This is a genomic window from Collinsella sp. AM09-41, from assembly GCF_003473245.1.
Lineage (GTDB): Bacteria > Actinomycetota > Coriobacteriia > Coriobacteriales > Coriobacteriaceae > Collinsella.
Genome location: NZ_QRMJ01000002.1, coordinates 136,281 through 162,454, shown reverse-complemented (window position 1 = coordinate 162,454; position 26,174 = coordinate 136,281). Strand labels below are relative to the sequence as shown.

Genomic DNA, 26,174 nt, shown 5'->3' with positions numbered 1-26,174 from the left:
AGGCAACGTAAAGCAAAACTGACATTGTTAGGCTTGCGTTGTTTAAACAAAGAGTAATAATATGCATATCGAGCGCGAGCAATTATAGGTTGCGCGCCCAAGTTTGATGGTGAAAGAGCAAGATCGCGGTCTCTTGGGGAGGAGACATCGATGAAAGCGAATTCGGACAAATCTAAGCAGAGTAATAAAGCGACGCGCCGTGTACTGGCAGGCGTTTTGTGCGGAGCCTCCGTTTTGAGCCTGGTACTGTCGCTCGTCATGCCCCCGATCTCGCAGGCCATTGCCAACGATGCCCAGACGGTTTCTACCGAGGAAACTGTGATGGGGGGGGGTTCCTCAAGTGAGTCTACTGGTATAGACAACAGTACTAACGGGGATGCCGGCACAGACGCCGAAAACCAGAACAGCGACGATGCTGCGAGCGACGACGACGCTCGGCCGGAGGAGCAGTCCAAGGACGAGTCGCAGGCGGAAGATAATGATGCGATGGATGTTAACGCTGTCGCGTCAGCCGAGGAGGCTGCAGAGAGCGAAGAGACAACCACAGCTATTACTAACATTACTAACGCCGATGATTTGTCAGCTAAGCTTCAAGGCGTTGGGGAAAACCAAACTGCCCGCTTCGAGCTCACAGCTGATATTGACTATGCTGGTGAAATCAAACTTGAGAAGAGCGGCAGCAATATAACGCTGAACTTAAACGGTCATAAGATCAAGTGCTTGAACACCGACAAGCCGTTATTTGATGTTGCTAACGGCGCAACACTTACAATTAAGGACGAAATTAAGGACTCCGCGCCGGTGACTGAGACGGTCAACGATGTCCAACAGCTGACTGATCAGGGGCAGAAGCTGGATCCCAATAATTATGGCAAGAAAGTCGAGCTAAATTACGTTGGTGGCATTCCGTCTAATCTTACCTACTACGTGACCAAATCGACTCCGAGTGGTACAGGGACAATCGAGACGCTTGTCAGACATAACGTCGATATTAAGGGCGCCATCGTGGCGTGCGACGGCAACGCAAATCTAAAGCTCATCAATCTGTATAACAACAACGGCAAGGGTGGCACGTTTAACCTTGTGAGCGGCGTGATCACGCAAAAACAAGGCAGCAGCGTTAGCAGCTTGGTCTATGCCGAGAACGGCTCTACCGTCAACATGCGCGGCGGCTATGTGTGTGGAGCTTCTGGCTCGGGTGCGGGCGGCGGAATTGAAATACACGGTAATTCGACCCTCGAGGTTTCCGGTGGCGTAATTGCCGGCAACAGTGCTCCTAGTGGCGGTGGTGTGTATGCTAAAGACTCCACGGTCAACATAACTAATGGCGTAATCTCCGGCAACAGCACGCTTGCTACTGGTGTTGGTTTCGGCGGCGGCATCATGGCCGAAGGCGGCAGCGTTACTGTTTCTGGTGGCTACATTACTAACAATAAATATGCCAATTACTGTGGTAACGATGGTAATGGCGATCATGGCGGTGCTGGACTTGCCGCTAAAAACGGTACTCATGTCACCATTTCGGGCGGCCAGATCACGGGCAACTATTCTGAGGAAGCCGGCGGCGGCGTCTATGTGACCGACATCGAACACCAAGGGGCGAGCTCGCGCAAGACAATGGCATGGCTCAACATTACGGGGGGAACTATTGCCTCTAACGTGAGTTTTCGCTCTGAGGGTGCCGGCATTCGCGTGGGCCAGATGGTTGACGCGATGATAAAAGGAGCGTCAAATTCAAATCCAGTCTATATCACTAATAACCACTGCATGTCTCGCTTTGACTGGGGTGGAGGCGGCATCTTCGTCCAGGGCGATTCTAAGGTCGCGTCTAATGCTGGTAGGCTATTTGTCTATAACTCCTATATAAGCAGCAATGAGGCCGGTGGCTACGGTGGCGGCGTTGCGGTTTGCCCGACGGGTAAGACTTTGGTGACAGGCACCGACGGCACGGCGATTTTCGGTAATACTTCTGCCGGAAATGAGCAAAACGCGAACGATTACGAATCCGTGAGTAATACAGGCAATAACGGCACCCCCCATCTTTCCGGCGGTGGTCACGGTAAGGACCAGGACTCCGACGCCTACAATGCCGAAGTGTTTCGCAAAAACGGCCACGCGGACTTCTTCCTTGCGGCGGAGGGTCATACGACTCCGATCGCGGCGGTGATTGGCAAAATGCTTGGCGGCGGCGATGCTAAGTATCGGGGAAGCTTAGAGCTTCAGAAAGCCATTACTATCCCCGCTAACGGTGGCGTGCAGGTATATAACAGCATCGGCCTGAGTTCGGATGTTAAGGCTCAAGACCCCGAGGCGATCAATGCGCGAAAGGCTGCGCTAGAGGCGGGCGCGACGTTTATCACGGGCAATTATTCCTGGAACCATGGCGGCGGCATCATGTCGAACGGCGACCTGTACATGGGCGCGCCTGAGGACACGTATGTCTATCCGAGCCTCAAGCTCAAGGCGACCAAGAAGCTGGAAGGCCGCAAGCTCAATGATGGGGAGTTCTCCTTTACGGTGTATCGCAAGGATTCAGACGACCCTTTGGCTGGCACGACAGCTGGCACGACATTCAATCGCGACGTTTGCACCGAGGTTGGAACAGCAGCAAATGATGCAGAAGGCAGCATTACGTTTGACCTTGGTGAACAATTCGCATCGAGTGGCGCGGGTAACGAAATCACATACTACTTGGTCGAAGATCCCGGTGGTGATTCTGGCATCACGTACGACTCCAGCGTGTATAAGATTGTGGTGACGGCCGAAGATACCAAGACCTTGCTCATGTCTGTTCCGAGTAAAGAAAACTCAAGCCAACTGAAGGATCTTTACATCCATAACTACACGATTAAAAACGTCGGTGTAACCAAGTACGAATTCCGCGAGTCGTCTGGGAAGTGGGAGAACGTAAAAGCGAGGAGCAAGGTGCAGAAGAGTGGAGACTATTATCCAATTATCTGTGAGGGTGACTCCACGACTTTCACTAACAAGTTCACTCCGTACGACTCGAAGGGCTCCTGGATGCCTATGGCGACTAAGGTCGTTGAGGGTGGCGAGATGAAGGAGTTCACGCTCCAGCTTGCGACCGACACAGATTTTACGGATATCGTTAGCAGCAAGTCCACCACTGCCGACGGCGACAAGTCCCAGACCCTGAGCTTCGACAAGATTGATTACAAACTCGATCAACTCGACCAGCTCGCGTCTGGCCCCACTGGCCGTGGTGCTTCCAAGACCTTCACGTACTACGTGCGCGAGAAAGACGACGGTTCGCTGTTCTCGCACTATACGTACGACAAGTCGGTCTATCAGATTACGGTTAACGCGACTGACGACTCTAACCACCATATCGACGTCACTGCGACCTACAAGCAGATTCAGGATCGTGATGGCAATGAAGTGACCACTGACACGCCCCACGACCTCACCGGCAAGTCCACTCCCACCTTCACCAACACCTACTCCACCTCTTTGCCCCTTTCTGGTATGTCGGGCGTCACTCTGACGTACCTTGCCGGCGCGGCGATGCTTTGCGTCGCTGCGGCCTGGATGCACGTTCGTCGCAAGGCGAGCGCGAGGGGAGGTGAGCGTCGTGAATAAGAAAGTTTGCTCCTTCCCGATCTTGTTTGCGCTGCTTGCCCTCCTGATCGGCATCTGCGCGGTTGTGTTCCCCGCATCCGCGCAGGCCGCGCCGACCTCGACCGGTTCCATCACGGTGAGCGGCGCCGTGGCGAGCAACTACGACGCCTACCAGATCTTTAGCGCCAACGTCGTCGACGGCGACGGCGACGCCAAGACCTTTACCGACCTCGCTTGGGCAAGCGACGCCGCGCGCGACGCTGTCCTGCCTGTGCTGCACAGCGCCGGCATGCCCGATTCCCAGACCACCGCGCAGGAAGCTGCCGAGTGGCTCAACACCGATTCCCACCTTACGAGCGCGCTGAGCGCACAGCTCGCTCGTTCCCTCCAGAGCTCTGGCGCCGTGCCCGTGGCCCTTAACGCGGGCACGGCGGCCGAGCTGCCCTGCGGCTACTGGCTCATCGTCGCCAGAGACGACGCCATCGCCCAGGGCGAGGCCGGCACCGCGCCGATCATGGCGCTGGTGGGCGGCAACGCCGTCACCGTCAAGCCCAAGGCCGCGACGCCCAAGGTCGCCAAGCACGTGCTGGAGGACAACACCGCCGCATGGCAGAAGGCCGCCGACGCCACGGTCGCCGACGACCTGTACTGGCGCCTCTCTGCCACGGTCCCGGCCGGGCTCACCGCCTACGACACCTATACGGTGCAGTTCGTCGACACCATGAGCGCGGGGCTCGACCTCTCCAAGGTCGCCGCGAGCATACACGTGTACGTGGCGGCGGGAGCGGACGGCGGCTTCGACGCCGTTGCCACCGGCAAGGACGGACGCGCCGGCACTAAGGCCGCGAAGGGCTGGACCGACATCACGGCCCAGTGCGCCACCAAGGTGGCCGCGGACGGGACCTTCATCGTGCACACCGGCGACCTGGTCGCCGCGCTCGGCGGGGCCGACGCCTTCGCCACGGGCGCCCGCGTGGTCGCTGTGTACAACGCGCCGCTCAACAGCGCATGCAACCACGGCATCGCGAAGGGCAACCCCAACGAGGCCTACCTGCGCTACCCGCGCTCTCCCTTTGCCGACCAGTCCGGCGACGCCGGCTTCACCAGCACGCCGAGCGACGATGCATGCGCCTACGCCTGGGATCTCGCGCTCACCAAGCGCGGCAGCGACGGCGACAAGCCGCTGCCCGGGGCGGTCCTGAGCATCACCGACGACCGCGGTCGCGCGCTGGCGGCCGACGGCACGTGGGATGCGGAGGGCAAGGCCACCGTCACCACGGGCGAGGACGGCCGTGTGACCGTCTCGGGCGTGGACTCGGGCAAGCTGGAGGTCCGCGAGCTCAAGGCGCCCAAGGGCTACACCGCCTTTGAGGGCACGCGCTCCGTGACGGTCAAGGCTGAGGGCCTGGACGTCGACCAGGTGGCGGCCGCCAAGCCTAAGGTGACCGTATCGGCCGAAAGCCCTCTGCGAGTTGATGCCGCCGATGCCGGGAAGGGTTTAGTCGAGTTGTCGGTGCTTAACACCCCAAGTAACGAAGTGAGTCGAGGCTTTATGCCCTCGACGGGAGATAGAACGTTGGTGTTGGTAACGGCTTTGGCCGTCATCGGAGTAGTGGCTATTGTCGTCGCGCTCGTCATCAAGCGGGGAGGAGGTCGCCATGATAAATAATTGTCCCCCCCCCCTGCTCAATGGCGTACTGCCTCCGTAGCGATTAGAGCGCAGGGAAATGAGCCTGCTGACTTTTGGTGATGACGAGAATTAAAGCAACCTCCAAGAAAGAGGTCCCAACATGAAAACAACCAAGAACATCGCACGCCTGGCAGTAACCGCCGGCCTCACCGCAGCCCTGAGCTTCGGCGGAGTGATGGCACCGGTCACGATGGCGTTTGCCGAGGGCACGACGACTGCGAACGGCTCGGTGACCATTGCGAACGTTGAGGGCAACCATACCGAATTCGATGGCTATCAGATTTTTAAGGCTGATGTTGCGACAGTCGAAGGTAAGACGGTTGTGAGTAATATCACCTGGGCAAACGGTAGCGTGAAGGCGGCTGTCGAGGGTGTCATTAAGAATGAGGAGCCGACTTACAAGGGCAAGACCGCCCAGGACGCTGCAGACTGGATCACGAGTAAGGTGACGGGAACCAACGATGCATATTGCGTTGGCCCCGACAACATTGCTTATAAGATTGCCGCTGCTGTGGACGATCTTACTGACAAAAAGACAACGAGTGCTGGTGTTGCCTCCGGTCTAGAGCACGGTTACTGGCTCTTTGTGACCGATGCCGGCACCATCGGAGACGGCGAGGCGGGCACGTCTCCCATCTTCACTGTCGTGGGAAGCACGCCCGTTAACGTCAACGAGAAAACGGGCATCCCTACCGTTGAGAAGAAAATCGTGAGCGATGCTGATGACAAAGAGCACGATGCCGCCGATTCCCAGATCGGCCAGGACGTGACGTACAACCTCTACGGCACCGTCGCCGAGAACTTCGACAAGTACGACACGTATTTCTACGAGTTTTCCGACCAGATCTCCAAGGGTCTGACGCTGCAGACGGGCGCTAAGATCTACCTGTATAAGAACAGGTCTGATGCGAAGGGTGATCTCACCCGCGCGAAGGGCACGGATATCACTGCGTATTTCAAGGAGGAAACGCCCGCCGAGGCTGCCGAAGACGGCAGCAAGACGACGACGTGGACCTGCGATAACCTGAAGAAGGTCAGTGACGTCACTAAGGACTCCTACATCGTCGTCTCCTATAAGGCGCAAATCAACAAGGATGCGGTCGTCGCGGGCACCGAGGGTAACGAGAACGCCGTGACGCTCAACTACTCCAATAACCCCATGACCAGCGAGCGCGGCGAGACCAAGCCTGACACGGTCAAGGATTACACCTACGGCCTCAAGATCAATAAGGTCGACCTGGGTACCGAGGCAGCCCTCGACGGTGCCGAGTTCACCATTCAGGCCACTGGAGCGGACGACGGCGCATCCAAGAGTTTGTATGTCCAGAAGGATGGTTCTCTTGGTTCTGATCCCTGGAAATTCGTGACTGCCAACGGCGGTGTCATCAAGGTCACCGGACTCGACGCCGGCACCTATACCGTCACGGAGGTTTCTGCCCCCTCTGGTTACGCTAAGGTCGACCCCTTCACCTTCGAGATCAAGCCGAGCATGAATGCCGATGATCCGGGTGCTGGTCTTACTGAGCTCACTGGAGTACTTACGACTGGCCAGAACGACAAGGTTATCGCCGGCCTCACCGATGGCGACTCCGGCGATAACAAGCTGACGTTGAAGTCTGGCTCGGAGAAGACGGACGGCATCTTCAACATCACCGTTGGCGATACCAAGCAGGTTGGCCTCCCGCTCACCGGTCTCAATGGCGTGACCTTCACGTGGATCGCTGGTGGCGCGGTGCTGTGCATCGGCGTGGCGCACCTCATCCGCAGCCGTAAGCAGGCTGAGGAGTCCGAGCAGGAGTAACGCTCGCTCACCCATCCCTTTGGCAGGTGGGATGTGATGGCCATGAGACTTGCGGACACTTTTCTCGTTCATCCACGTTCTTGCTTTGCCATCCTCTTTTCGGGGCGGACTCCACGCTGGAGTTTGCCCTGTTTTTTTTGGATAACGCAGGCAGCCTCCATCGTCCGATGCGGGCACGTTCGTCATCGCGTTTCTTGACTCGTATGAGGTTCGGTTTAAGGTCCGTAGGCGCACGCGCGGTGCGGACGGTAGAAGGCATTTGCGCCGCAACAAGCGCAAATAAGAATGCCCGGGGTTAGAGGCCCGGGCATTTAACAAAACCAGAAAACTAGGCCGCCCGCGCTCCCAAACATTTACGCGGGGTGCGTCGTTTTCTATTGACATTGTATCCCGAATCGCCCCGCCGATTCGGGATATTTTGAAAACGCAAATGCAGACCCATGCTCGCGCCGCGCAATGCTGTTTAGCTGCGTTGTCTGGCGCATGAGTTCGCTAATCGGCTATTATTTGTTTAGACAACTTGAGTTGTAGAGGAGTGACCGGCGATGGTGCAGGGCGCTAAACATATGAAGAGCAATAACGCCGCGGACAACGGCGGCTCAAACCCTCAGCCCAAACCTCAACCAAAGCCCAAGCGCCGTCGCAAGCGACTGCCGCGCTGGGCCGACCGGCTCATCACCATCGTTATCATCCTTATTGGCGTGGGCCTTATGACCTGGCCGTGGATCTTGGACCGGCTCGAGGCCTCGGGCGTGTTCAACCAGATCAGCACGGTGTCCAGCACCGTGGACGCGCTATCTGCCGAGGAGCGCGAGCGCATCCTGCTCCAGGCGCGCTCCTATAACGAGCAACTTGCCGGCGAGGCCACCGAGCTTCCCGCCGACCAGATCGAGCCCTACGCTCAGCAGCTCATCTTTGACCGCGACCCCATGATGAGCTGGGTCGAAATCCCCTCCATCGACGTGAGCATGCCCATCTACCACGGCACGAGCGAAGAAGTCCTTATGGCGGGCGTCGGCCACCTGGAGGGCACGAGCCTGCCGGTGGGCGGCACCTCGACGCATTGCGTGCTCACCGCGCACTCGGGCATGCGCAACCTGAGCATGTTCGACGACATTCACTCGCTGGAACCCGGCGACCTGGTGCTGCTGCACACCATGAACAAGACGCTCGCCTACAAGATGGTGGACTCCGAGGTGGTGCTGCCCGAGGAGATGGAGTCGCTGACCATCGAACCCGGCGCCGACAAGGTGACGCTCGTCACCTGCACGCCCTACGGCGTGAACGACCATCGCCTGCTGGTGCATTGCGTGCGCACCAAGTACAACAAGAAGGACGTCGACAAGCAAAAGTCGCTGGCCGGCCGTCACTGGGGCAAGCGCGAGTTTGCCGTGCTCATCGTGGTCGTGGCCATTGTGCTGTTGCTGCTGGACATCGTGATCCACGCGGTCCGCAAGCGCCGCAAGGCCAAGGCCTCGGCATAGGACATTCTTCAGAACCACCACAATGGGGACAGGCACCTTTGTGGTGGTCGGGACTTCCAAACCATCACAACATTCGATGAAAATCGCGATTTTGGCGAAAAGCGTCGAATGTTGTGATGGTTTTCGTTGCGGGCGAGACGGTTTTCGCTATGGACGGTGCGGTTTCGCTGCAGAACCGCCAGCCCGCAGCCTGCCAACCGCCGCTCTCGTTACGTTTTCGCTGCATTTAGGTAAAGCGCCTGCTCCAAGCGGCGTTGCCCTGTATACTAGAGCGGTTTATCTGTTATGCGGAAGGGAGCGCCTATGGCACTCAGCGAGAAAGACGTGCGCGGCATCGCCGAGTACGCAAAAATCGCACTGACCGATGACGAGCTCACCCAGATGACGTCCTACATGAACGACGCCGTCCAGATGCTCGAGCCCGTCTTGCAATATGACTTGCCCGACGTGGAGCCCACGTTCCATCCCATCGGAAGCCTGTCCAACGTGATGGGCGACGACCTGCGCGAGCCCGAGCGCGACCTGCCGCTCGACGTTGCGCTGGAAAACGCCGGCAGCGCGCGCGACCGCTACTTCCGCGTGCCGTCCATTTTGGGAGAGGGGGAGAGCGAGTAATGGCGCTAAGCTTCGATTCCCTTACCGCCGCCCAGATCGCCGCGGGCGTTGCCGCCGGCGACTTTACCGCTACCGAGGTGGCCCAGGCCTCCCTTGCCGCCATCGAGGCGCGCGAGGGCGGGGTTCAGGCATTCCTGCAGGTGGCGCCCGAGCTTGCGTTCGAGGCTGCTGCGCGCGTGGATGCCGACCGTGCCGCAGGCAAGCCGCTGCCCCCGCTTGCGGGCGTGCCGCTGGCCATCAAGGACAACATGAACCTCGTGGGCACGCGCACTACCTGCGCTTCCCGCATGCTCGGGGACTACCAGAGTGTCTACACCGCCACCTGCGTCCAGCGCATGCTCGATGCCGGCTGCCTGCCCATGGGCAAGGCCAACATGGACGAGTTTGCCTTTGGCAGCTCCACCGAGAGCTCGGCGTTCCACCGCACCAACAACCCCTGGGATACCGAGCGCGTGCCCGGCGGCTCCTCGGGCGGCTCCGCTGCCGCCGTCGCCGCGGGCGAGGTCGCGCTCTCGCTGGGCTCGGACACCGGCGGCTCTATTCGCCAACCGGCGGCGCTCTGCGGCGTGGTGGGCTTTAAGCCCACGTATGGCGCCGTGAGCCGTTACGGCGTGGTTGCCTTTGGCTCGTCGCTCGATCAGGTGGGCCCCTTTGGCCGCACGGTCGAGGATGTCGCGCTGGCCATGAACGCGCTTACCGGCGCGGGCCACGATCCGTACGACTGCACGAGCCAGGATTGCGCCGTCGACTTTACCGAGCATCTCAACGACAGCATCAAGGGCAAGCGCGTGGGCATCATCCCCGCGTTTATGGAGGCCGAGGGCCTGACGCCCGAGGTCAAGGCCGCTGTTCAGCGCGCCGCCCAGGAGCTGCAGAACCAGGGTGCCGAGCTCGTGGAGGTCGACCTGCCGCACCTGGACGCCGCCATCGCCGCCTACTACGTCATCGGCCCGGCCGAGGCGTTCTCCAACCTGGCTCGCTTTGACGGCATTCGCTACGGCTATCAGGAGGAGGGCTGCGCCAACCTGTCCGACCAGAGCTCGCTGTCGCGTGCCCACGGCTTTGGTGCCGAGGCCAAGCGCCGTCAGATGCTCGGCGCCTACCTGCTGAGCTCGGGCGTGTACGACAAGTACTACTACGCTGCGCAAAAGGCCCGCACGCTCATCACGCAGGACTACGACGCCGCGTATGCCAAGGTGGACACCATCCTCATGCCCGCCTCGCCGCGCACGGCCTTTAAGTTTGGCGAGATCAGCGACCCCACGCAGATGTACCTCTCCGACCTGTACACCATCTCGCTCAACATTTGCGGCAACGGCGGCATCTCGGTGCCGCTGGGCCTGGGCGAGGACACTCAGCTGCCCGTTTCTGCCCAGCTGGTGGGACCTGCCTTTAAGGACCGTCAGCTGCTCACGTTTGCCCGCGCCCTGGAGCGGGGTGCGCCCGCACTATCCGTCGCGCCCGATTTTGCCGGGAAGGGAGGCGAGCTGTAATGAAGGAGCTTTCCGAGGTCCTGCAGGATTGGGAGGCTGTGATCGGCCTAGAGATCCATACCGAGCTCACCGCACTCGATACCAAGATGTTCTGCAACTGCAAGCTCAGCCACGATGACGAGCCCAACGCCAACGTGTGCCCGGTGTGCCTGGGCCTGCCCGGCGCCCTGCCGGTGCCCAACAAGCGCGCCATCGAGAGTATCGTCAAGGCCGGTCTCGCCACCAACTGCGAGATCCAGCGTCACTCGATGTTCTACCGCAAGCACTACTTCTATCCCGACATGGCCAAGAACTTCCAGACCACGCAGGGTCCGGTCGCCTTTGCCATGTACGGTCACCTGGACCTGGACGTGACCGGTCGTGGTGCCGCCGAGCGCCCCGACTGCGCGTTTGGCGAGGCCGAGGCCCAGAGCCTGGCAAGCGCCTCGGCCAACGCCGAGGGCCTGTCCACGTCCATGACGTCGACCATGCGCGAGGGCAACCAGCGTGCCGGCCACCTGGCCAGCTACGATGCATCTAACCTGCAGATGTCTGAGCGTCGCGAGGACGGTTCCTACACGGTGCCCATCCGCATCCTGCGCATCCACATGGAGGAGGACGCCGCCAAGATGGTCCACGTGGGTGGCGCCGAGGGCCGCATTACCGCCGCGGCCGAGTCGCTCGTCGACTACAACCGCTGCGGCACGCCTTTGATTGAGCTCGTGACTGAGCCCGATCTGCGCACGCCCGAGGAAGCGCGCCTGTTTATGGAAAAGCTCCGTCGCATCTTTGTGACGCTGGGCATTTCGGACTGCTCCATGGAGAAGGGCTCCATGCGCTGCGACGGCAACGTGTCGCTGCGTCGCCGCGGCGAGACCAAGCTGGGCACCAAGACCGAGCTCAAGAACCTCAACTCGTTTAAGAGCCTACATGACGGCCTTGCCTACGAGATCTGCCGCCAGGCCGAGGTGCTTGAGGAGGGCGGCATCATCTATCAGGAGACCCGCCACTGGGAGCCCAGCCGCAAGCGCACCGTGGTCATGCGTGTGAAGGAGACGGCCGACGACTATCGCCTGTTCCCCGATCCCGACCTGGCGCCGTTCGATCTGGACGACGAGTTTATTGACCGCTGCCGTGGCGAGATTCCCGAGCTGCCCGATGCCAAGCGCGCCCGTTTTGAGGCCGACTTTGGCATTAAGGCGGCAGACGCCGAGCAGATTGCCGGCGACCCCGAGTTTGCCGAGTTCTTTGAGGCCGCCGCTGCCGGCATGGCTGGCAAGGAGGCCCAGACGGTCGCAAACCTGCTGGTGAACGAGATGATCGCCTACCTTAAGGGCGCGGGTGTGTCGCTCGCCGAGTCCGGCATCGCGCCGGCTCAGGTGGCAGCCCTTGCCAAGCTGCTGGCGACCGATGCCATCAGCTCCAACCAGGCGCACGAGGTCTTTGAGGCTATGGCCCAGACCGGCGACGACCCCAACAAGATCGTCGACGAGCGCGGTATGCGTCAGGTGAGCGATGCCGGCGCGCTGCAGCCGATCGTGGACGAGGTGCTGGCTAACTGTGCCGATCAGGCGCAGCAGTATCGTGACGGCAACCAGAAGGTTATCGGCTTTTTGGTGGGCCAGTGCATGAAGGCGAGCCGCGGCAAGGGCAACCCGAAGCTCTTCAACGAGTTGCTGAGAACGTCGCTCTCGTAAGCGGGAACCCGGGAGCCCCGGCAGGGCGGGTGCTTCCTCAAAATTTCAAACAGTCCTGCGCAAGACGAAGGCCACATTAAGTGGCCTTCTTTGCGTGCGGAACTCATTTTGAGCAAGCACCCGCCCTGCCGGGGCTCCCGGGTTCTGCGACGACTCGGCCGTTCGGGTCAGGTGGGCTGAATGGAATAGAGTGAATGGGCGTGCCGTCGGCACGCCCATTTTTGTGCGGGTGACAAAGGGGCAGTCCCTTTGTCACATTGCAAATGGTCTTCCCTGCTTGTGGGACTTATGGGCCGTCCTTTTGTCGCCTCTTTATTGATGCTGGGAGCGCCAGGTGGTGGGGGTGGTGCCGGTGTGTTGCTTGAAGGCTTGGGCGAAGGCGGCCTGCTGAGGGTAGCCTAGACGCTCTGCCACCTGCGCTATCGTGAGCGTGCTATCGGCCAAAAGGTCCTGTGCTCGCTCCATACGGCGTCTGCGAATGTAGGCGCCCAGGGACTCGCCGGTTTGGGCCTTAAAGGTGGCGCATAGCTTGGAGCGGCTTGTGTAGAGCCTCTCGGCCACCTCGTTGATACCCACACGCCTGCCTTTGTCGAGCGCGCGCTCAATCATTGCCGCCGCTTCCTCGGCAATGGTCACGCTGGCGCGTGTGTCTGCCGCCTGCCGCGCCTGCTTGTGGGCCGCGCGCGAACAGGCGAGCTCCGCGACCATGGTCTCCACGATGCCCTGCATATAGACGTGTCCGCCTACGGTGCGGGCGCGTTCCTCGTTAACCCTGCGCAACGTGTGGCAGATGGCAGACGCTGCCTCCTCGTGCCATGACTCGGCAAACGCCTCAAAGACCCCCGCGAACTCGGCGGGATAGCGATGCTCCAGCTCGTCAAAATAACCGGGCAAAAAGAGGACCGAGCGCGAGTGATAGAGCTGCCCTGCAAACAGCGGGCTTAGCTCCTCACCGCAGCTATCTTGGACAAAGCTGCAGATCGCGCTGTTTGGCCACGGTCCATGCAGCGGCTTGAGGTTCGCAGGCGTTATGCCGGCTTCGGGCATGCACATGAGCGTGGGGGCGCTGACCTCGCTCACACACGCGTACGGTTCGGGTGTGTACTCGGCCAAGAGCATGTTGTGCGTCGGGGTAATGAAATGCTCCATGACGATGCAGGTGGGGGAGAGGGGCATGATCCATGCGCGTCCGTGCGCCCGATCGTTTGTCACCTCACCGGTAAAGACGGCGCCCTTGCCGGAAAGCTGCAGACCAAACTGCTCAAACTGCGGTGCGTAGAGCTCGGTTATATCGGTTGCTGCCCGCCGCATTTTCAAAAGCGTCCCCTTCCTTTGCAGAAACGTCCACGCCTGCCTCGATTGTGTGTCTTGGCTAACACGCCCATGATAAGTTTCTTACGGTTAACTCTCAAGCCGTTAGAAAGGAATCTCATGGCAAAGGGATCAAAAAAGGAAGGCGGCGGCATCGGCGAGCTGCTTGCATATGCCGGTGACCGTAAATTCCTAACGTATTTGGGCATGGCTTTCTCGGCGCTCTCGCAGCTGCTGAGCTTTGGCCCGTACGTGTGCATCTGGCTTGTTGCGCGAGACCTGATTGCCGTGGCGCCCAACTGGAGCGAGGCCGCCGACATCGCGATGTATGGTTGGTGGGCTGTTGGTTTTGCCCTGGCAAGCATCGTGGTCTATTTCGTGGGGCTCATGTGCACGCACCTGTCCGCGTTTCGCTGCGCATCCAATATCCGCAAGGCTACGAGCGAGCATCTGCTTAAGCTGCCGCTCGGCTACTTTGACACGCACGCCACCGGTGAGCTGCGCCGTATCGTAGACGGCTGTGCCGCCTCCACCGAGACGCTGCTCGCGCACATGCTGCCCGATATCGCCGGTGCCACCGCCATGGTCGTGGGCCTGCTTGTGCTGCTATTTGCCCTCGATTGGCGTTTGGGCGCGGCATGCTTAATCTCGGTCGTCGTTTCGTTTTGCGCCATGGCCACCATGATGAGCGGCAAGGGCGCCGAGTTTATGAAGGCTTACATGGGCGCGCTGGTCAAGATGAACAAGACCGGCACCGAATACGTACGCGGCATCCCCGTGGTCAAGGTATTCCAGCAGACGGTCTACTCCTTTAAGGCGTTTCACGATGCGATCGCCGAATACGCCGACATGGCGCAAAGCTATGCGGGCACGTTCTGCCGAGGCCCGCAGGTGCTCAACCTTACCGCGCTCAATGGCCTCGTGGCATTTCTTTTGCCCGTGGCGTTGCTGTTGGCGCCGGGCGAGACGGACTTCGCGCACTTTATGGTCAACTTCACGTTTTACGCGATCTTTTCGGCCGTGGTGCCGACGGCCATGACCAAGCTTATGTTTGTGGGCGAGGCGTCTCAGATGAGTGCTGATTCGCTGGCTCGCATCCGAAGCGTTATGGATTCCAAGCAGCTCTCCGTGCCCGCTCAACCCAAGCACCCCGCTGGCAGCGATGTGCGCTTTGAGGACGTGAGCTTTACCTACGAGGGCGCCGAGGCGCCTGCCGTCGATCATGTGAGCTTTAGCGTTCCCGCAGGTAGCACCCTTGCGTTGGTTGGTCCCTCGGGCGGCGGTAAGTCGACCTGCGCAAGCCTGATCCCGCGTTTTTGGGATGTTTCCTTGGGTCGTGTGCTCGTGGGCGGCGTAGACGTTCGCGACATGGATCCGCACGAGCTCATGGACCAGGTCGCCTTTGTGTTTCAGACCAACCAGCTGTTCCGCCAAACACTTGCCGATAACGTGCGCGCCTCCAAGCCTGGAGCCACTGACGACGAAGTGCGCGCGGCCCTCTCCGCGGCCCAGTGCGACGATATCGTGGCCAAGCTCCCGCAGGGCATCGACACCATGCTCGGCGCCGGCGGGGCGTACCTTTCGGGCGGCGAGGTCCAGCGCGTGGCACTTGCCCGCGCGATCCTTAAAGACGCGCCTATCGTGGTGCTCGATGAGGCCACGGCGTTTGCGGATCCCGAGAACGAGGCACTCATCCAGCGCGCCTTTAGCAAGCTGGCGGCGGGTCGCACGGTCATTATGATTGCGCACCGACTCTCGACTGTAGTGGGGGCCGACAAGATCGTGGTGCTCAACCAAGGTAGCGTGCAGGAGACTGGCACCCATGCCGAGCTGCTGTCCCAAAACGGTCTGTACGCCAAGATGTGGGCCGAATACGAACAGGCCGCGAGCTGGAAAATCACTGCAGCGACCGCGGATGCCGCCGTCACGAAGGGAGGCGAGGCCTAAATGTTCGCCTCATTCCAAAAGAAGTATTTCCTATCCGATAAAGGCGTCGCCGGCGTAAAACGCGGCATTTTCTGGACCACGCTCACCAATCTTGTGACCATGGCCGGCATGGGCTTTTTGTTCCTGGTCATGGCCGGCTTTGTCGAACATCTCGCCACCGGCGCCGACCTGCCGGATGCCCTACCGATCGTGGGCGGCCTCCTGGTCTTTTTCGTGTTGCTCTTTGCCTCTAACTGGCAGCAGTATTACTACACCTACTGCATCTTTTACGAGGAGTGCGGCAAGCAGCGCATGGAGATTGCCGAGCGCTTACGCAAGCTGCCGCTGTCGTTTTTTGGCCGTCGTGATCTGGCCGATTTAACCGAGACCATTATGGGCGACGTCCAGGCCATGGAGCACGCCTACAGCCACGTGCTGGGAGAGCTTTGGGGTGCCATCATCGCAAGCGCCATTGTGTTCGTGGCGTCGCTGTTCTTTTGCTGGCAGCTGGCGATCGCGGCGTTTTGGAGCGTGCCCGTGGCCTTTGCCGTGCTGTATCTGACACGCGGCCCCATGACCCCGGTGTTCGACCATGTGCGTGCCGAGAAGGTCAAGGTTACCGAGGCGATCCAGGAGACGCTCGACTGCGTGCGCGAGATCCGCGCCACCAACCAGGAGGCTCATTATCTTGAGGGGCTCAACGCCGTGATCGATGCCGAGGAGCGCGAGACCACCAAGGGCGAGCTCGCCAATGGGCTTTTGGTCAACTCCGCCTTTGCCATCCTGCGCCTGGGGATTGCCACCACGTTGGTCACGGGCGCTGCGATGGTCGCCTCCGGCCAGGTCGACTTTTTGATGATGTTTGCCTTCCTGCTTATGGTGAGCCGCATCTATGCGCCCTTTGATCAGGCGCTGATGCTGATGTCCGAGCTGTTTGCCGCCGAGTCGTCGGCCAAGCGCATGCGTTCCATCATGGAAGAGCCCGTGGCGCGGGGCAGCGAGCAGTTTGAGCCCGTAGGCCACGATGTGGTGTTCAATCACGTGGTATTTGGCTATGGTGCGGGCGAGGACGGCCGCGCCGGCGAGAAAGTTCTTACCGATGTGAGCTTTACCGCCAAGGAAGGCGAGGTCACGGCACTGGTCGGTCCTTCGGGCTCCGGTAAGTCTACGGTGAGCCGCCTGGCCGCGCGCTTTTGGGATGCCACCGCGGGCACGGTCACCGTGGGCGGCGTGGATGTTGCGAGCGTGGATCCCGAGGTGCTGCTGCGCGACTACGCCATTGTGTTCCAAGACGTGCTGCTCTTTGACGACACGGTGATGGGAAACATCCGCCTCGGGCGTCGTGGCGCCACCGATGAGCAAGTGCTTGCGGCTGCGCGTGCCGCCAACTGCGACGAGTTTGTGAGCCGCATGCCGCAGGGCTATGACACCATGATCGGCGAGAACGGCTCCAAGCTGTCCGGCGGTGAGCGCCAGCGCATCTCTATCGCCCGTGCGCTGCTCAAAGACGCGCCTATCGTGCTGTTGGACGAGGCGACGGCGAGCTTGGATGTGGAGAACGAAACCGTGGTTCAGCAGGCGCTCTCCCGTCTGCTTGCAGGTAAGACGGTTATCGTTATTGCCCACCGTATGCGCACGGTGGAAAATGCCGATAAGATCGTTGTACTCAAGGATGGTGTGGTTGCCGAGCAGGGCACTCCGGCGCAGCTCAAGGCGGCAGGTGGAGAATTCGCCCGCATGGTGGCGCTGCAAAAGGAAGCAGCTACCTGGCAGTTGTAAGAAGGGGCAAAGGGACAGTCCCTTTCTCACATTGACAATCGGTTACTCCGCATCGTTAATTTTCAAAAGGTTAGCCATGGCTGACCTAGATAGTTAGATAAAATTGAGATATTTCAAAAGCGTGCTCGAGCAAACTTGTTTACTCGGGTGCTGAAGCACCATGCCGCGTCCAATGCGGCAAAAAGGAGAAGCAACATGAAGAAGTCGACGTTCAATACCCTGCTTGTCGGTGGCGGTTTTCTGCTTGGCACGGCCGGCATCAAGCTGCTTACCAGCGCTCCGGTAAAGAACGCCTGCGTGCAGGGTATCGCGTGCGGCATGCGCATCAAGAACGGCTACCAGGACATGGTCGAGCAGGCCAAGGCTAATGTCGACGACATGGTTGCCGAGGCTGCTTACATCACCCAGAGCGAGGCCGCTGCTGACGAGGCAGCCGAGTAACGCTCCCAGGCACAAACTATGAGATTCTCGATTATTAGCGAGATCCCCGGCAGGACCCGTCTTCAATTGGCGGGTCCTGTGCCAGAGAGCGATCTCGATGCACTTCTTAAGCTTGGCGGCGACATCGACGGCGTGCACAAGGTGCGCGTCTACGGCCGCATCGGCCAGATGGCACTCGAATACGACGAGTCGCGCCGCGATGCCGTGCTGGCCGCCGTCGGTGCGCTCGACGCTCAGGCCATCGCCGACGCAAAGACGGGTTACGTGATGCAGCTTGAGCCGCGCAAGCACAAGCTCGTCATGGATCTTGCCACACTTATCGGCGCCCACTACGCGCGCCGCTGGTTCTTGCCGACGCCTCTGCGTGCTGTGTTTGTCGTGGCCGGTTACATGGCATTTTTGCGCGCCGCCCTCCGTGAGCTCGCGCAGCCGCGCCTGACCGTTCCCGTGCTCGATGCTTCGGCCATTGGTATCTCGTTTGTCAAACGCGACGTCGATACCGCCGGCCAGACGATGTTCCTGCTCAACGTGGGCGAATTGCTCGAGGACTACACGCGCGCCATGAGCGAAAACGAGCTCATCAACTCGCTGCTCGACGTGCCCGATAAGGCACAAAAAGTGGTCGGTGACACCGAGGTAAGCGTTGCCGCCACCGAGCTCGAGCCCGGCGACTTGGTAGCCGTGCGCACTGGCATGTCCATTTGCATCGACGGTGTTGTCGAGCAGGGGAGCGCTATGGTCAACCAAGCGACCCTGACCGGCGAGCCGCTGGCCGTCGAGCGTAGCGCAGGCGACGACGTGTTCGCCGGCACCGTCGTGGAAGACGGCAGCATCTTGGTGCGCGTGCGCGCCAATACGGCGCAAACCAAACTGCGCTCAATCGTCTCGCTCGTGCAGACGGCCGACTCGCTCAAGTCCGAGGGCCAGTCGCATATGGAGGACCTTGCCAACAAGATCGTCCCGTGGAACTTCCTGCTCGCGGGCCTGGTTGCGCTTACTACCCGCAGCCTCATCAAGACCTCGGCGGCACTGATGGTCGACTACTCGTGCGCACTCAAGCTCACGGGTTCCGTTGCCGTCATGACCGCTATGAGCGATGCTGCCAAGATGGGCGTCATGGTCAAGGGCGCGAAGTACTTTGAGTCGTTTGCCAAGGCCGACACCATTGTGTTTGACAAGACCGGCACGCTTACCGAGGCGCAGCCGCGTCTTGCCTGCGTGCTCACCACCGATGGCTGGAGCGAGGACGAGGTCCTGCGCCTTTCCGCTTGCTTGGAGGAGCATTTTCCGCATCCGGTGGCGCGTGCCGTGGTCAATGCGGCACGCGAGCGCGGGCTCGAGCACCGCGAGCGCCATGCTGCCGTCGAGTACATCGTGGCGCACGGCATCGCTTCGTCCATTGAAGGGCGTCGCGCGATTATCGGCTCGGCACACTTTGTGTTTGAGGACGAGAGCGCGCAGCTCGATTCCGACATTAAGGAGCGCATTGAGTCTCAGATGCAGGGCCTGTCACCGCTGTATCTGGCGGTCGATGGCAAGGTCGTCGGCGTGCTCGGTATCGAGGATCCGCTCAAGCCCGGGGTCCGTGAGGCCATCGCCGACCTGCATGCGCTGGGCGTCAAGCATGTCGTTATGCTTACGGGCGACTCCGAGCGCACGGCCGAGCGCATCGCGCGCGAGGCGGGCGTCGACGAGTTTAAGGCCGAACTGCTGCCCGAGGACAAGTACGCCTATGTGGAGCGGATTAAGCGCGAGGGGCGCCACGTTGCCATGGTGGGCGACGGCGTCAACGATTCGCCGGCGCTCGGTTTGGCCGACGTGGGCTTGGCGATGGGTGGCGGAAGCGACATCGCCAAGGAGGTCGCCGACATCATCCTGACCGACACGGATCTTGCCGCGATCGTGCGCCTGCGCCGCATGAGCCAGGGCCTCATTGATCGTCTGACGAGCTCCTACTCTAAGGTGATGCTCACCAACTCGGCGCTCCTGGCGCTCGGCATTACCGGCGCGATTACCCCGCAGGCGTCGTCGCTGCTGCACAACGGCTCGACGATTGCCTACAGTCTGAGCAACGCCAAGGCATATCTGCGTTAGCAGACGTGTTCACCCACGTTATCTGGCCTGCGCCCAGACGGCATCGGTGTCGTCTGGGCGCAGGTCTTTTGCATTTGGATGCTAACGTATGGGTTGATTCGTTTTGCGTCGACCATGCCGAGTCGCTTGCCGCGCGTGCGTTTATTGGGCAGGCGGCGGAATCGGGCGCAACGTTGCTCTTTCCGGTGCATATCGCCAAGGACGTACTGTATGTTGTACAGCACGAACTGAAGCATAGCGTTCTTGCCAGCGGGGGAGCGCTCGATGAGGCATCTGCCCGCGCGATTGGCGATGCGGCGTTGGCGTTTGTTCGGAACATGACCGAAAACGCCACGGCCGTGGGTGCAGATGCGTCGGACCTTTGGCTGGCCGACAAATACTTAGCGCTCCATCGCGATTACGAGGACAACTTGGTACTCGCCGCATGCAAACGCGCCCAGGTTGATTACTTGGTGACCAACGATCGAAAACTGCTCGAACATGCCGATCTTGCAGCAAAGACACCTCGTCAAATGATGCCGATTCTTGCTTTGGCCAAACGCGGCGGCACGGCTATCGGTTGACGCGAGCTGTTCGCGGGCCCCTTGGACGACGATGCGCCAAGGGGCCCGCGTCTGCTATTTACAAAAGCTCGGCCTTGATGGTGGGACTTTCTGCGAGCTGCTCGGCTGCCTTTTCGTTGGAGCTGTCGAGTGCTGCCAGACTGCGGTAGACCCACTCGTTGACCTGGGTGTTCTTGACGCCTGCGGTCTGCATAAGGGCGCCTACCTCGCGGATTGCTGCGAACAGATCGGCCTTGGGACCCGCGAGCTCGACCTCGATACCGTGGTAGGCGGCCACGCCGCGGTTCTCACTCACGTGGTCGATAAAGCCCTCGACGGTCTCAAGCTGCTGGGCGAGAGCTGCATCATCGTCAACGTCCAGCGCGACGAGTGCGTTCGATACCGTGAGGGCGGGATGTCCGCAGGGGACAAAGCCCTCGATGACATCCATAGCTTCGGTAATGGTTGAGCCCAGGCCTGCGAGGGCATTGACGAGTTGCTGCTTGGTATCCATAACGGTCCTTTCGACGGGTCAATTTTGCTTGGCGAAAATATACGTGACGCGATCGGTAACAAAAGTGCGAAGTGCGGCGCACATTGGGGTCTTCACAGCTCGTGCATAGAACAGCTGTCCGCTCTCAGAACGTGGTAAGATAACACTCCACAAGCGGGGCTCGCCCCGTATGTTCCTTGAAAAGTCGACGGTTATCGGGTGTTTGCAGGCCCGATACCATCCAGACTTTCCCAACATTCGGGGGCGACTGGTTTCGACACGATAGCTCTGAGAGAGGAAGCAAGCCGAGGTCTCCTCGCCTCGTTAAACAGGGGTACCGTCAAATTGAATTGACAACAACTCTTCTTTTGAGCCTATGGCTCTCGCTGCTTAATTTATAGCGGCGCGTCAACCCGGTGATTTCCCCGACACCGGTGCGACGTCATGTTAGGGGAATGCTTCTGCGCACGTAATCGGTATGGCGCAGGCTAAGATCGAACCGGTTGGGATGCTGCGAGCGTGTCGCTGCGCGCAAAGCGTCCGAGACTAAACCAGCGATTGAGCTTGGAGATGCCAATCAGGGGGCTTTCGTGGACCGGAGTTCGATTCTCCGCGCCTCCACCATAAGTAACAGGCAGGTAGATATTCGTATCTACCTGTCTTTTTATTTCTAGTCCGTACCGCGGAGAATCGAACTCTGTGCAGGGCGCGGGCGTTAAGCAAACGCGAAGCGTTTGTAGCCCGCGGGCGAGGGCGGCGGCAGCCGGCCGAAGCCGGTGCGTATTTGCGAAGCAAATACGCGGATTCTTCGCGCAAAGCCTCAGCCCAATATAGATGCGATGTTTATCGAATTTCAGCTGGCCTCGCCCAGCATCAACGGATCCCCCGTACCGCGGAGAATCGAACTCTGTGCAGGGCGCGGGCGTAAAGAAAACGCCTCAGTGACGCAGAGTGGGACGCGTTTTCCCAATGACTGCCCAGGCGGAAACCGCATCCCGGAATCTAAGCTCGGAATGGGATACATTTTCCGGATGACGCCTCAAGTGGAAGCTGCGACCCGGAATCGAGCCGTAGAGTGGGACATGCTTTCCCCATGGCAACCCAGGCGGAAAGCGCATCCCGGAATCGCCCCTCAGAACGGGACGTGCTTTCCGCCAGCCGCCCCCTCAACTCCAAAACCCATGCGCCCTCCATCCCAAAACTGGGTAGAAGAAAGTCAAAACGCAATCGCAGGAGGTCAATATGACTGCAGAAGATAAGGCAAAGAACGCCGGCAAGGTCGCGCTCGTCTTGGAGGGTGGCAGTTTTCGTGGGCAGTTTACCGCCGGCGTGCTCGACGTTCTCATGGAGGCCGGTGTCGAAATTCCGGCGGTATATGGCGTATCGGCCGGTGCGCTCAACGGCGTCAACTACAAGTCACACCAGATCGGTCGCGTCAATCGCATCAACCTGACCTTCTGCAATGACAACCGCTACATGGGTGCCGCATCCTTCGCATCCACGGGCTCCATCGTGGGTTACGACTTTATCTTCAACGATATCCAGGACCGCCTGGATCCCTTTGACAACGAGGCGTTCGACGCGAGCCCCATCGAGATGTACGCCGTCGCGACGGACATGCTGTTTGGAACCGCTGCCTACCTGCCGGTCAAAAGCGCCGTGCTCGACCTCGATGCTGTGCGCGCCTCCACCTCGCTGCCGCTGGTGACGCCGCCGGTCGAGATCGACGGGCACAAATACGTCGACGGCGGCGTGGCCGATTCGGTTCCTATCGAGCATGTGCTCGAGGAGGCGGGCTTCGACCGTGCGGTCGTCATCGTCACCCAGGACCGCTCGTACGAGAAAAAGCCCTACGAGTTTATGCCTGCCGCGCGCGCCCGCTATGCCGACTACCCCTACCTGCTCGAGGCTATCGAGACGCGCCACGACCGCTATAACCTCCAGCGCATGCACCTGTGGAAGTATGAGCGCGAGGGCTGCGCGCTGGTCATCGCTCCGCAAAAGCCGGTCGAGGTCGGCCATGTCGAGCACGATCCGGCAAAGCTTTTGGACCTGTATATCCAGGGCCGTCAGGAGGCAAAGCGCCTGCTCGCGGAAATCCAAGAGTTCGTTGAGCGCTAGCGACGGCGAACCCTCAAAAAATGACAACAGCTAAAGAGTTGGAAAAATCACGGCTCGTGGATGACATGTGCAGAAACTCTGGTCGGAGCCAAAATACCTGTTGACTCGTACGGCGAGCGGGGTAATATGGACGGGTTACTTGCAGAGCCCCGTGAATCTCTGTAACAACACGTACTGTACATGGAGGAGTCTAAGTGATTTCGAAATCGACTCACTACGCCAAGCAGGGCGAGGTCCAGCGCAACTGGGTTCTCGTCGACGCCGATGGTGCTGTCCTGGGCCGTCTTGCCACCCAGATCGCAATGATCCTGCGCGGTAAGAACAAGCCCCAGTTCACGCCCAACAGCGACTGCGGCGACTTCGTTGTCGTCATCAACGCCGATAAGGTCCAGCTTACCGGTAACAAGGCCGACACGAAGACCTATTATCGCCACAGCGGCTACAACGGCGGCCTCAAGGCTGAGAGCTTCCGCCAGGCTATGGAGAAGCACCCGGAGAAGGTCATCGAGCGCGCCGTTCGCGGTATGCTGCCCAAGACCACCCTCGGCCGTGCCCAGATGACCAAGCTTAAGGTCTACGCTGGTGCCGAGCATCCGCATGCTGCCCAGAACCCCACGAAGATTGAGCTGGAGGCTTAAAGATGGCTGAGAACACCGTTGTCTACCAGGGTACCGGCCGTCGTAAGAACGCCGTCGCCCGCGTCCGTCTCGTCCCCGGCACCGGCAAGGTGACCATCAACAAGCGTGACGCCGAGCAGTATTTCGGCCGTCATCAGCTCGTTGAGAACGCCCTTGCTCCCTTCAAGGTGACCGACACCGCCGGTCAGTTCGACGTTATCGCTCTGTGCGATGGCGGCGGCATCTCCGGTCAGTCCGGCGCTCTGCGTCTGGGCATCGCTCGCGCTCTTCTGAACGCTGGCGACTACCGTGCTGACCTCAAGAAGGCCGGTTTCCTTACGCGCGATGCTCGCGTGGTCGAGCGCAAGAAGTACGGCCTCAAGAAGGCCCGCCGCGCTCCCCAGTTCTCCAAGCGCTAAGGTTTTATCTCCTTTCGAGATACAATGTACAAGCGGGGCCTGCCGATTCCTCGGCGGGTCCCGCTTTTCTTTTTCGACTAGGGTGGGCGGTTGTATATCGCCTGCTAGGGAAGGAGCGATCCTATGCCCCAGAACATCTTCGGTACCGACGGCGTCCGTGGCGTCGCCAATGCCGACCTCTCGTGCGACCTCGCGTTTCGCCTGGGCCGCGCGGCGACCAAGTTCCTTGGCCCGGACATCTGCATCGGCCGCGACACGCGTCTTTCGGGTACCATGCTCGAGAGTGCTCTGACCGCTGGCATTATGGCAGAGGGCGGCCGTCCGCATTGCTGCGGCGTTATCCCTACGCCGGCCGTGGCGCTGCTCACCGTCCAAAACGAGCTCGACGGCGGCATCGTCATCTCTGCTTCGCATAATCCGCCGGAGTTCAACGGCATCAAGTTCTTTAGCCGCAAGGGTATGAAGCTTCCCGATGCTGTCGAGGAAGAGATCAGCGCCTGGGTCATGTCCGAGGAAGCCATGGCTGCCGATACGCTGCCGACTGGCGCCGGCGTGGGCCACATTATCAAGATGAAGGACGCTCGCAAGGCATACGTCGACCACGCCATCGATACACTTGATGGCCTGAGGCTCGATGGCCTAGTCGTTGCCGTCGACTGCGGTCATGGCGCTTCTTGCCAGACCACGCCTGCCGCGCTGCAGCGCCTGGGCGCCACGGTCCATGCCATCAACACCGATTACTGCGGCACTGACATTAACGTTGAGTGCGGCTCCACTCACCTTGAGCCCCTGCGCGAGCTCGTGCTGCGCACCCACGCCGATATCGGCCTGGCCCACGACGGCGACGCCGACCGCGTGCTGTTCGTCGACGGCGAGGGCAATGAGATCGACGGTGACTACATCCTGGCTATCTGCGGTTCTGACCTCGCCGCCCGCGGCAAGCTCGCCAACTCCGAGATCGTCTCGACCGTCATGTGCAACCTTGGCTTCTCCATCGCTATGAAGGAGCAGGGCTTCGAGATGGTTCAGACCGCCGTGGGTGACCGCTACGTTTTGGAGCGCATGCTCGCGGATGGCGCCGTCATCGGCGGCGAACAGTCCGGCCACATCATCTTCCTGGAGCACAACACCACCGGTGACGGCCTGGTGACGGCTCTGCAGCTGCTGGCCGTGCTCAAGCGCACCGGTCGTACCCTCACCGATCTTGCCGGCATCATGAAGAAGTACCCGCAGGTACTCGTCAACGTGCATTCCGACAACAAGGCCGGCCTGGACGATTGCCAGCCCATTTGGGACGCCGTCGCTGCCGCCGAGAAGGAGCTTGACGGCCGCGGCCGCATTCTGGTGCGCCCGAGCGGTACCGAGCCGCTGGTCCGTGTTATGGCCGAGGCGGAGACGCACGAGCTCACTCAGCGTGTTGTCGACGACATCGTCGAGGTTGTCAAGCGCGAACTTCCCTAATGGTCAAAAACGGGTGCCAAGTGGTAAACTGTTAAAGCTATTTTGATTGATTGGTATGTCCGAGGGGGAGCATGTTCACTAAAGTCCTAAGGTCTTTTGGTATGCGTGGACGAGTTCTTACGCTGGATGCTCCCATCTCGGGCGACGTCATTCCGTTGTCCGAGGTCAATGACCAGACATTTGCCACCGGCCTTTTGGGCCAGGGCGTGGCGATTCAGCCTACCGGCACGCGTGTGATTGCGCCGGCAGACGCCAAGGTCGAGGCCATTTTTCCCACGGGTCACGCCGTTGCGCTCAACACGGTCGATGGCCTAGACGTGCTCATCCACGTTGGTTTGGACACTGTTCAGCTTGAGGGCAAGCATTTTAGCGTGCATGCACAGGTGGGCGATGTCGTCCATAAGGGTGACGTGCTCATCGAGTTCGATCGCGAGGCAATTGCTGCCGAGGGCTACGATGTGACGGTTCCCATCTTGGTGTGCAACTCCGTTGAGTTCTCGAGCATCAAAGGCTCCGTTGGCGAGCATGTCGAGGAGATGGACCAGCTCATCGTTGCTCGCGAACGCTAGCAAGTGCACGTGGCCATTAGCCTACAATTCAAACACGTTTATGGAGGGCGCCCTTGAAAGAGG

At 60.2% G+C, this 26,174-nt stretch carries 19 protein-coding genes and 1 other RNA gene; 18 read left to right on the top strand and 2 right to left on the bottom strand.

The window, feature by feature from the left end; all coding sequences use genetic code 11:
* Positions 1 to 150 precede the first annotated feature (150 nt).
* The 7 genes from DW112_RS03750 (at position 151) to gatB (ending at position 12,338) form a co-directional block, all read left to right on the top strand.
* Entirely contained in the window at positions 151 to 3,600 is a 3,450-nt protein-coding gene (locus DW112_RS03750; RefSeq protein ID WP_118328357.1) for a Spy0128 family protein, read from the top strand.
* Positions 3,593 to 5,248, top strand: a complete 1,656-nt coding sequence (locus DW112_RS03745) for a SpaA isopeptide-forming pilin-related protein (protein WP_117637988.1) — start codon at positions 3,593 to 3,595, stop codon at positions 5,246 to 5,248. The genes DW112_RS03750 and DW112_RS03745 overlap by 8 nt, the downstream gene beginning before the upstream one ends.
* A gap of 121 nt (positions 5,249 to 5,369) precedes the next feature.
* Entirely contained in the window at positions 5,370 to 7,070 is a 1,701-nt protein-coding gene (locus DW112_RS03740) for an isopeptide-forming domain-containing fimbrial protein (RefSeq protein ID WP_117637989.1), read from the top strand.
* Positions 7,071 to 7,636: 566 nt separating this feature from the next.
* A complete protein-coding gene (locus DW112_RS03735) occupies positions 7,637 to 8,554 on the top strand; it encodes a class C sortase (protein WP_158571726.1) in 918 nt (305 codons plus the stop codon).
* A gap of 303 nt (positions 8,555 to 8,857) precedes the next feature.
* Positions 8,858 to 9,169 (top strand): Asp-tRNA(Asn)/Glu-tRNA(Gln) amidotransferase subunit GatC, encoded by a 312-nt coding sequence (gatC, locus tag DW112_RS03730; RefSeq protein ID WP_055250987.1) that lies wholly within the window; start codon positions 8,858 to 8,860, stop codon positions 9,167 to 9,169.
* Positions 9,169 to 10,662, top strand: a complete 1,494-nt coding sequence (gene gatA, locus DW112_RS03725; protein ID WP_118328355.1) for an Asp-tRNA(Asn)/Glu-tRNA(Gln) amidotransferase subunit GatA — start codon at positions 9,169 to 9,171, stop codon at positions 10,660 to 10,662. Before gatC ends, gatA begins: the two co-directional genes overlap by 1 nt.
* On the top strand, positions 10,662 to 12,338 hold the full coding sequence (gatB, locus tag DW112_RS03720; RefSeq protein ID WP_118328354.1) for an Asp-tRNA(Asn)/Glu-tRNA(Gln) amidotransferase subunit GatB: 1,677 nt from the start codon (positions 10,662 to 10,664) through the stop codon (positions 12,336 to 12,338). Before gatA ends, gatB begins: the two co-directional genes overlap by 1 nt.
* Positions 12,339 to 12,650: 312 nt before the next feature.
* Here the strand turns inward: gatB and DW112_RS03715 are convergent, their stop codons facing one another.
* The gene (locus tag DW112_RS03715) at positions 12,651 to 13,649 is read right to left on the bottom strand and encodes an AraC family transcriptional regulator (RefSeq protein WP_118328353.1); all 999 of its coding nucleotides are present in this window, start codon (positions 13,647 to 13,649) and stop codon (positions 12,651 to 12,653) included.
* A 120-nt stretch (positions 13,650 to 13,769) separates the two neighbouring features.
* Here DW112_RS03715 and DW112_RS03710 point away from each other — a divergent pair, with 120 nt between their 5' ends.
* The 5 genes from DW112_RS03710 (at position 13,770) to DW112_RS03690 (ending at position 20,452) form a co-directional block, all read left to right on the top strand.
* Positions 13,770 to 15,596: an ABC transporter ATP-binding protein gene (locus DW112_RS03710; protein WP_199585316.1), complete on the top strand. Its 1,827-nt coding sequence runs from the start codon at positions 13,770 to 13,772 to the stop codon at positions 15,594 to 15,596.
* Positions 15,597 to 17,354: an ABC transporter ATP-binding protein gene (locus DW112_RS03705; protein WP_118328352.1), complete on the top strand. Its 1,758-nt coding sequence runs from the start codon at positions 15,597 to 15,599 to the stop codon at positions 17,352 to 17,354. It begins immediately after the preceding gene.
* Positions 17,355 to 17,549: 195 nt separating this feature from the next.
* Positions 17,550 to 17,795: a DUF6110 family protein gene (locus DW112_RS03700; RefSeq protein WP_055250999.1), complete on the top strand. Its 246-nt coding sequence runs from the start codon at positions 17,550 to 17,552 to the stop codon at positions 17,793 to 17,795.
* Between the two features lie 78 nt (positions 17,796 to 17,873).
* Positions 17,874 to 19,889 (top strand): heavy metal translocating P-type ATPase, encoded by a 2,016-nt coding sequence (locus DW112_RS03695; protein ID WP_233545855.1) that lies wholly within the window; start codon positions 17,874 to 17,876, stop codon positions 19,887 to 19,889.
* Between the two features lie 74 nt (positions 19,890 to 19,963).
* Positions 19,964 to 20,452 (top strand): PIN domain-containing protein, encoded by a 489-nt coding sequence (locus DW112_RS03690; protein WP_158571725.1) that lies wholly within the window; start codon positions 19,964 to 19,966, stop codon positions 20,450 to 20,452.
* Between the two features lie 58 nt (positions 20,453 to 20,510).
* Here DW112_RS03690 and DW112_RS03685 read toward each other — a convergent pair whose 3' ends face one another.
* Entirely contained in the window at positions 20,511 to 20,945 is a 435-nt protein-coding gene (locus DW112_RS03685; RefSeq protein WP_118328349.1) for a hypothetical protein, read from the bottom strand.
* Positions 20,946 to 21,184: 239 nt separating this feature from the next.
* On the opposite strand from DW112_RS03685, the gene ssrA reads away from it, so the two are divergent.
* The 6 genes from ssrA (at position 21,185) to DW112_RS03655 (ending at position 26,111) form a co-directional block, all read left to right on the top strand.
* Positions 21,185 to 21,548: a transfer-messenger RNA gene (ssrA, locus tag DW112_RS03680) on the top strand.
* A gap of 618 nt (positions 21,549 to 22,166) precedes the next feature.
* Positions 22,167 to 23,045: a patatin family protein gene (locus tag DW112_RS03675; protein WP_118328348.1), complete on the top strand. Its 879-nt coding sequence runs from the start codon at positions 22,167 to 22,169 to the stop codon at positions 23,043 to 23,045.
* Between the two features lie 194 nt (positions 23,046 to 23,239).
* The gene (rplM, locus tag DW112_RS03670) at positions 23,240 to 23,683 is read left to right on the top strand and encodes a 50S ribosomal protein L13 (protein WP_022094635.1); all 444 of its coding nucleotides are present in this window, start codon (positions 23,240 to 23,242) and stop codon (positions 23,681 to 23,683) included.
* A 2-nt stretch (positions 23,684 to 23,685) separates the two neighbouring features.
* Complete coding sequence (gene rpsI, locus DW112_RS03665) at positions 23,686 to 24,081, top strand: 30S ribosomal protein S9 (RefSeq protein ID WP_022094634.1); 396 nt, start codon at positions 23,686 to 23,688, stop codon at positions 24,079 to 24,081.
* 123 nt (positions 24,082 to 24,204) lie between these two features.
* Positions 24,205 to 25,542, top strand: a complete 1,338-nt coding sequence (gene glmM / locus DW112_RS03660) for a phosphoglucosamine mutase (protein ID WP_117628896.1) — start codon at positions 24,205 to 24,207, stop codon at positions 25,540 to 25,542.
* 101 nt (positions 25,543 to 25,643) lie between these two features.
* The gene (locus DW112_RS03655; RefSeq protein ID WP_369834923.1) at positions 25,644 to 26,111 is read left to right on the top strand and encodes a PTS glucose transporter subunit IIA; all 468 of its coding nucleotides are present in this window, start codon (positions 25,644 to 25,646) and stop codon (positions 26,109 to 26,111) included.
* The last annotated feature ends 63 nt before the right edge of the window (positions 26,112 to 26,174 follow it).

Bases quoted from the DNA above. Each gene is read 5' to 3' on its own strand.
- DW112_RS03700 (WP_055250999.1), top strand. From the start codon at position 17,550: ATGAAGAAGTCGACGTTCAATACCCTGCTTGTCGGTGGCGGTTTTCTG.
- DW112_RS03715 (WP_118328353.1), bottom strand. From the start codon at position 13,649: ATGCGGCGGGCAGCAACCGATATAACCGAGCTCTACGCACCGCAGTTT.
- DW112_RS03735 (WP_158571726.1), top strand. From the start codon at position 7,637: ATGAAGAGCAATAACGCCGCGGACAACGGCGGCTCAAACCCTCAGCCC.
- DW112_RS03710 (WP_199585316.1), top strand. From the start codon at position 13,770: ATGGCAAAGGGATCAAAAAAGGAAGGCGGCGGCATCGGCGAGCTGCTT.
- DW112_RS03685 (WP_118328349.1), bottom strand. From the start codon at position 20,945: ATGGATACCAAGCAGCAACTCGTCAATGCCCTCGCAGGCCTGGGCTCA.
- glmM (WP_117628896.1), top strand. From the start codon at position 24,205: ATGCCCCAGAACATCTTCGGTACCGACGGCGTCCGTGGCGTCGCCAAT.
- rpsI (WP_022094634.1), top strand. From the start codon at position 23,686: ATGGCTGAGAACACCGTTGTCTACCAGGGTACCGGCCGTCGTAAGAAC.
- DW112_RS03750 (WP_118328357.1), top strand. From the start codon at position 151: ATGAAAGCGAATTCGGACAAATCTAAGCAGAGTAATAAAGCGACGCGC.
- gatA (WP_118328355.1), top strand. From the start codon at position 9,169: ATGGCGCTAAGCTTCGATTCCCTTACCGCCGCCCAGATCGCCGCGGGC.
- DW112_RS03675 (WP_118328348.1), top strand. From the start codon at position 22,167: ATGACTGCAGAAGATAAGGCAAAGAACGCCGGCAAGGTCGCGCTCGTC.
- DW112_RS03740 (WP_117637989.1), top strand. From the start codon at position 5,370: ATGAAAACAACCAAGAACATCGCACGCCTGGCAGTAACCGCCGGCCTC.
- gatC (WP_055250987.1), top strand. From the start codon at position 8,858: ATGGCACTCAGCGAGAAAGACGTGCGCGGCATCGCCGAGTACGCAAAA.
- DW112_RS03705 (WP_118328352.1), top strand. From the start codon at position 15,597: ATGTTCGCCTCATTCCAAAAGAAGTATTTCCTATCCGATAAAGGCGTC.
- gatB (WP_118328354.1), top strand. From the start codon at position 10,662: ATGAAGGAGCTTTCCGAGGTCCTGCAGGATTGGGAGGCTGTGATCGGC.
- DW112_RS03655 (WP_369834923.1), top strand. From the start codon at position 25,644: ATGCGTGGACGAGTTCTTACGCTGGATGCTCCCATCTCGGGCGACGTC.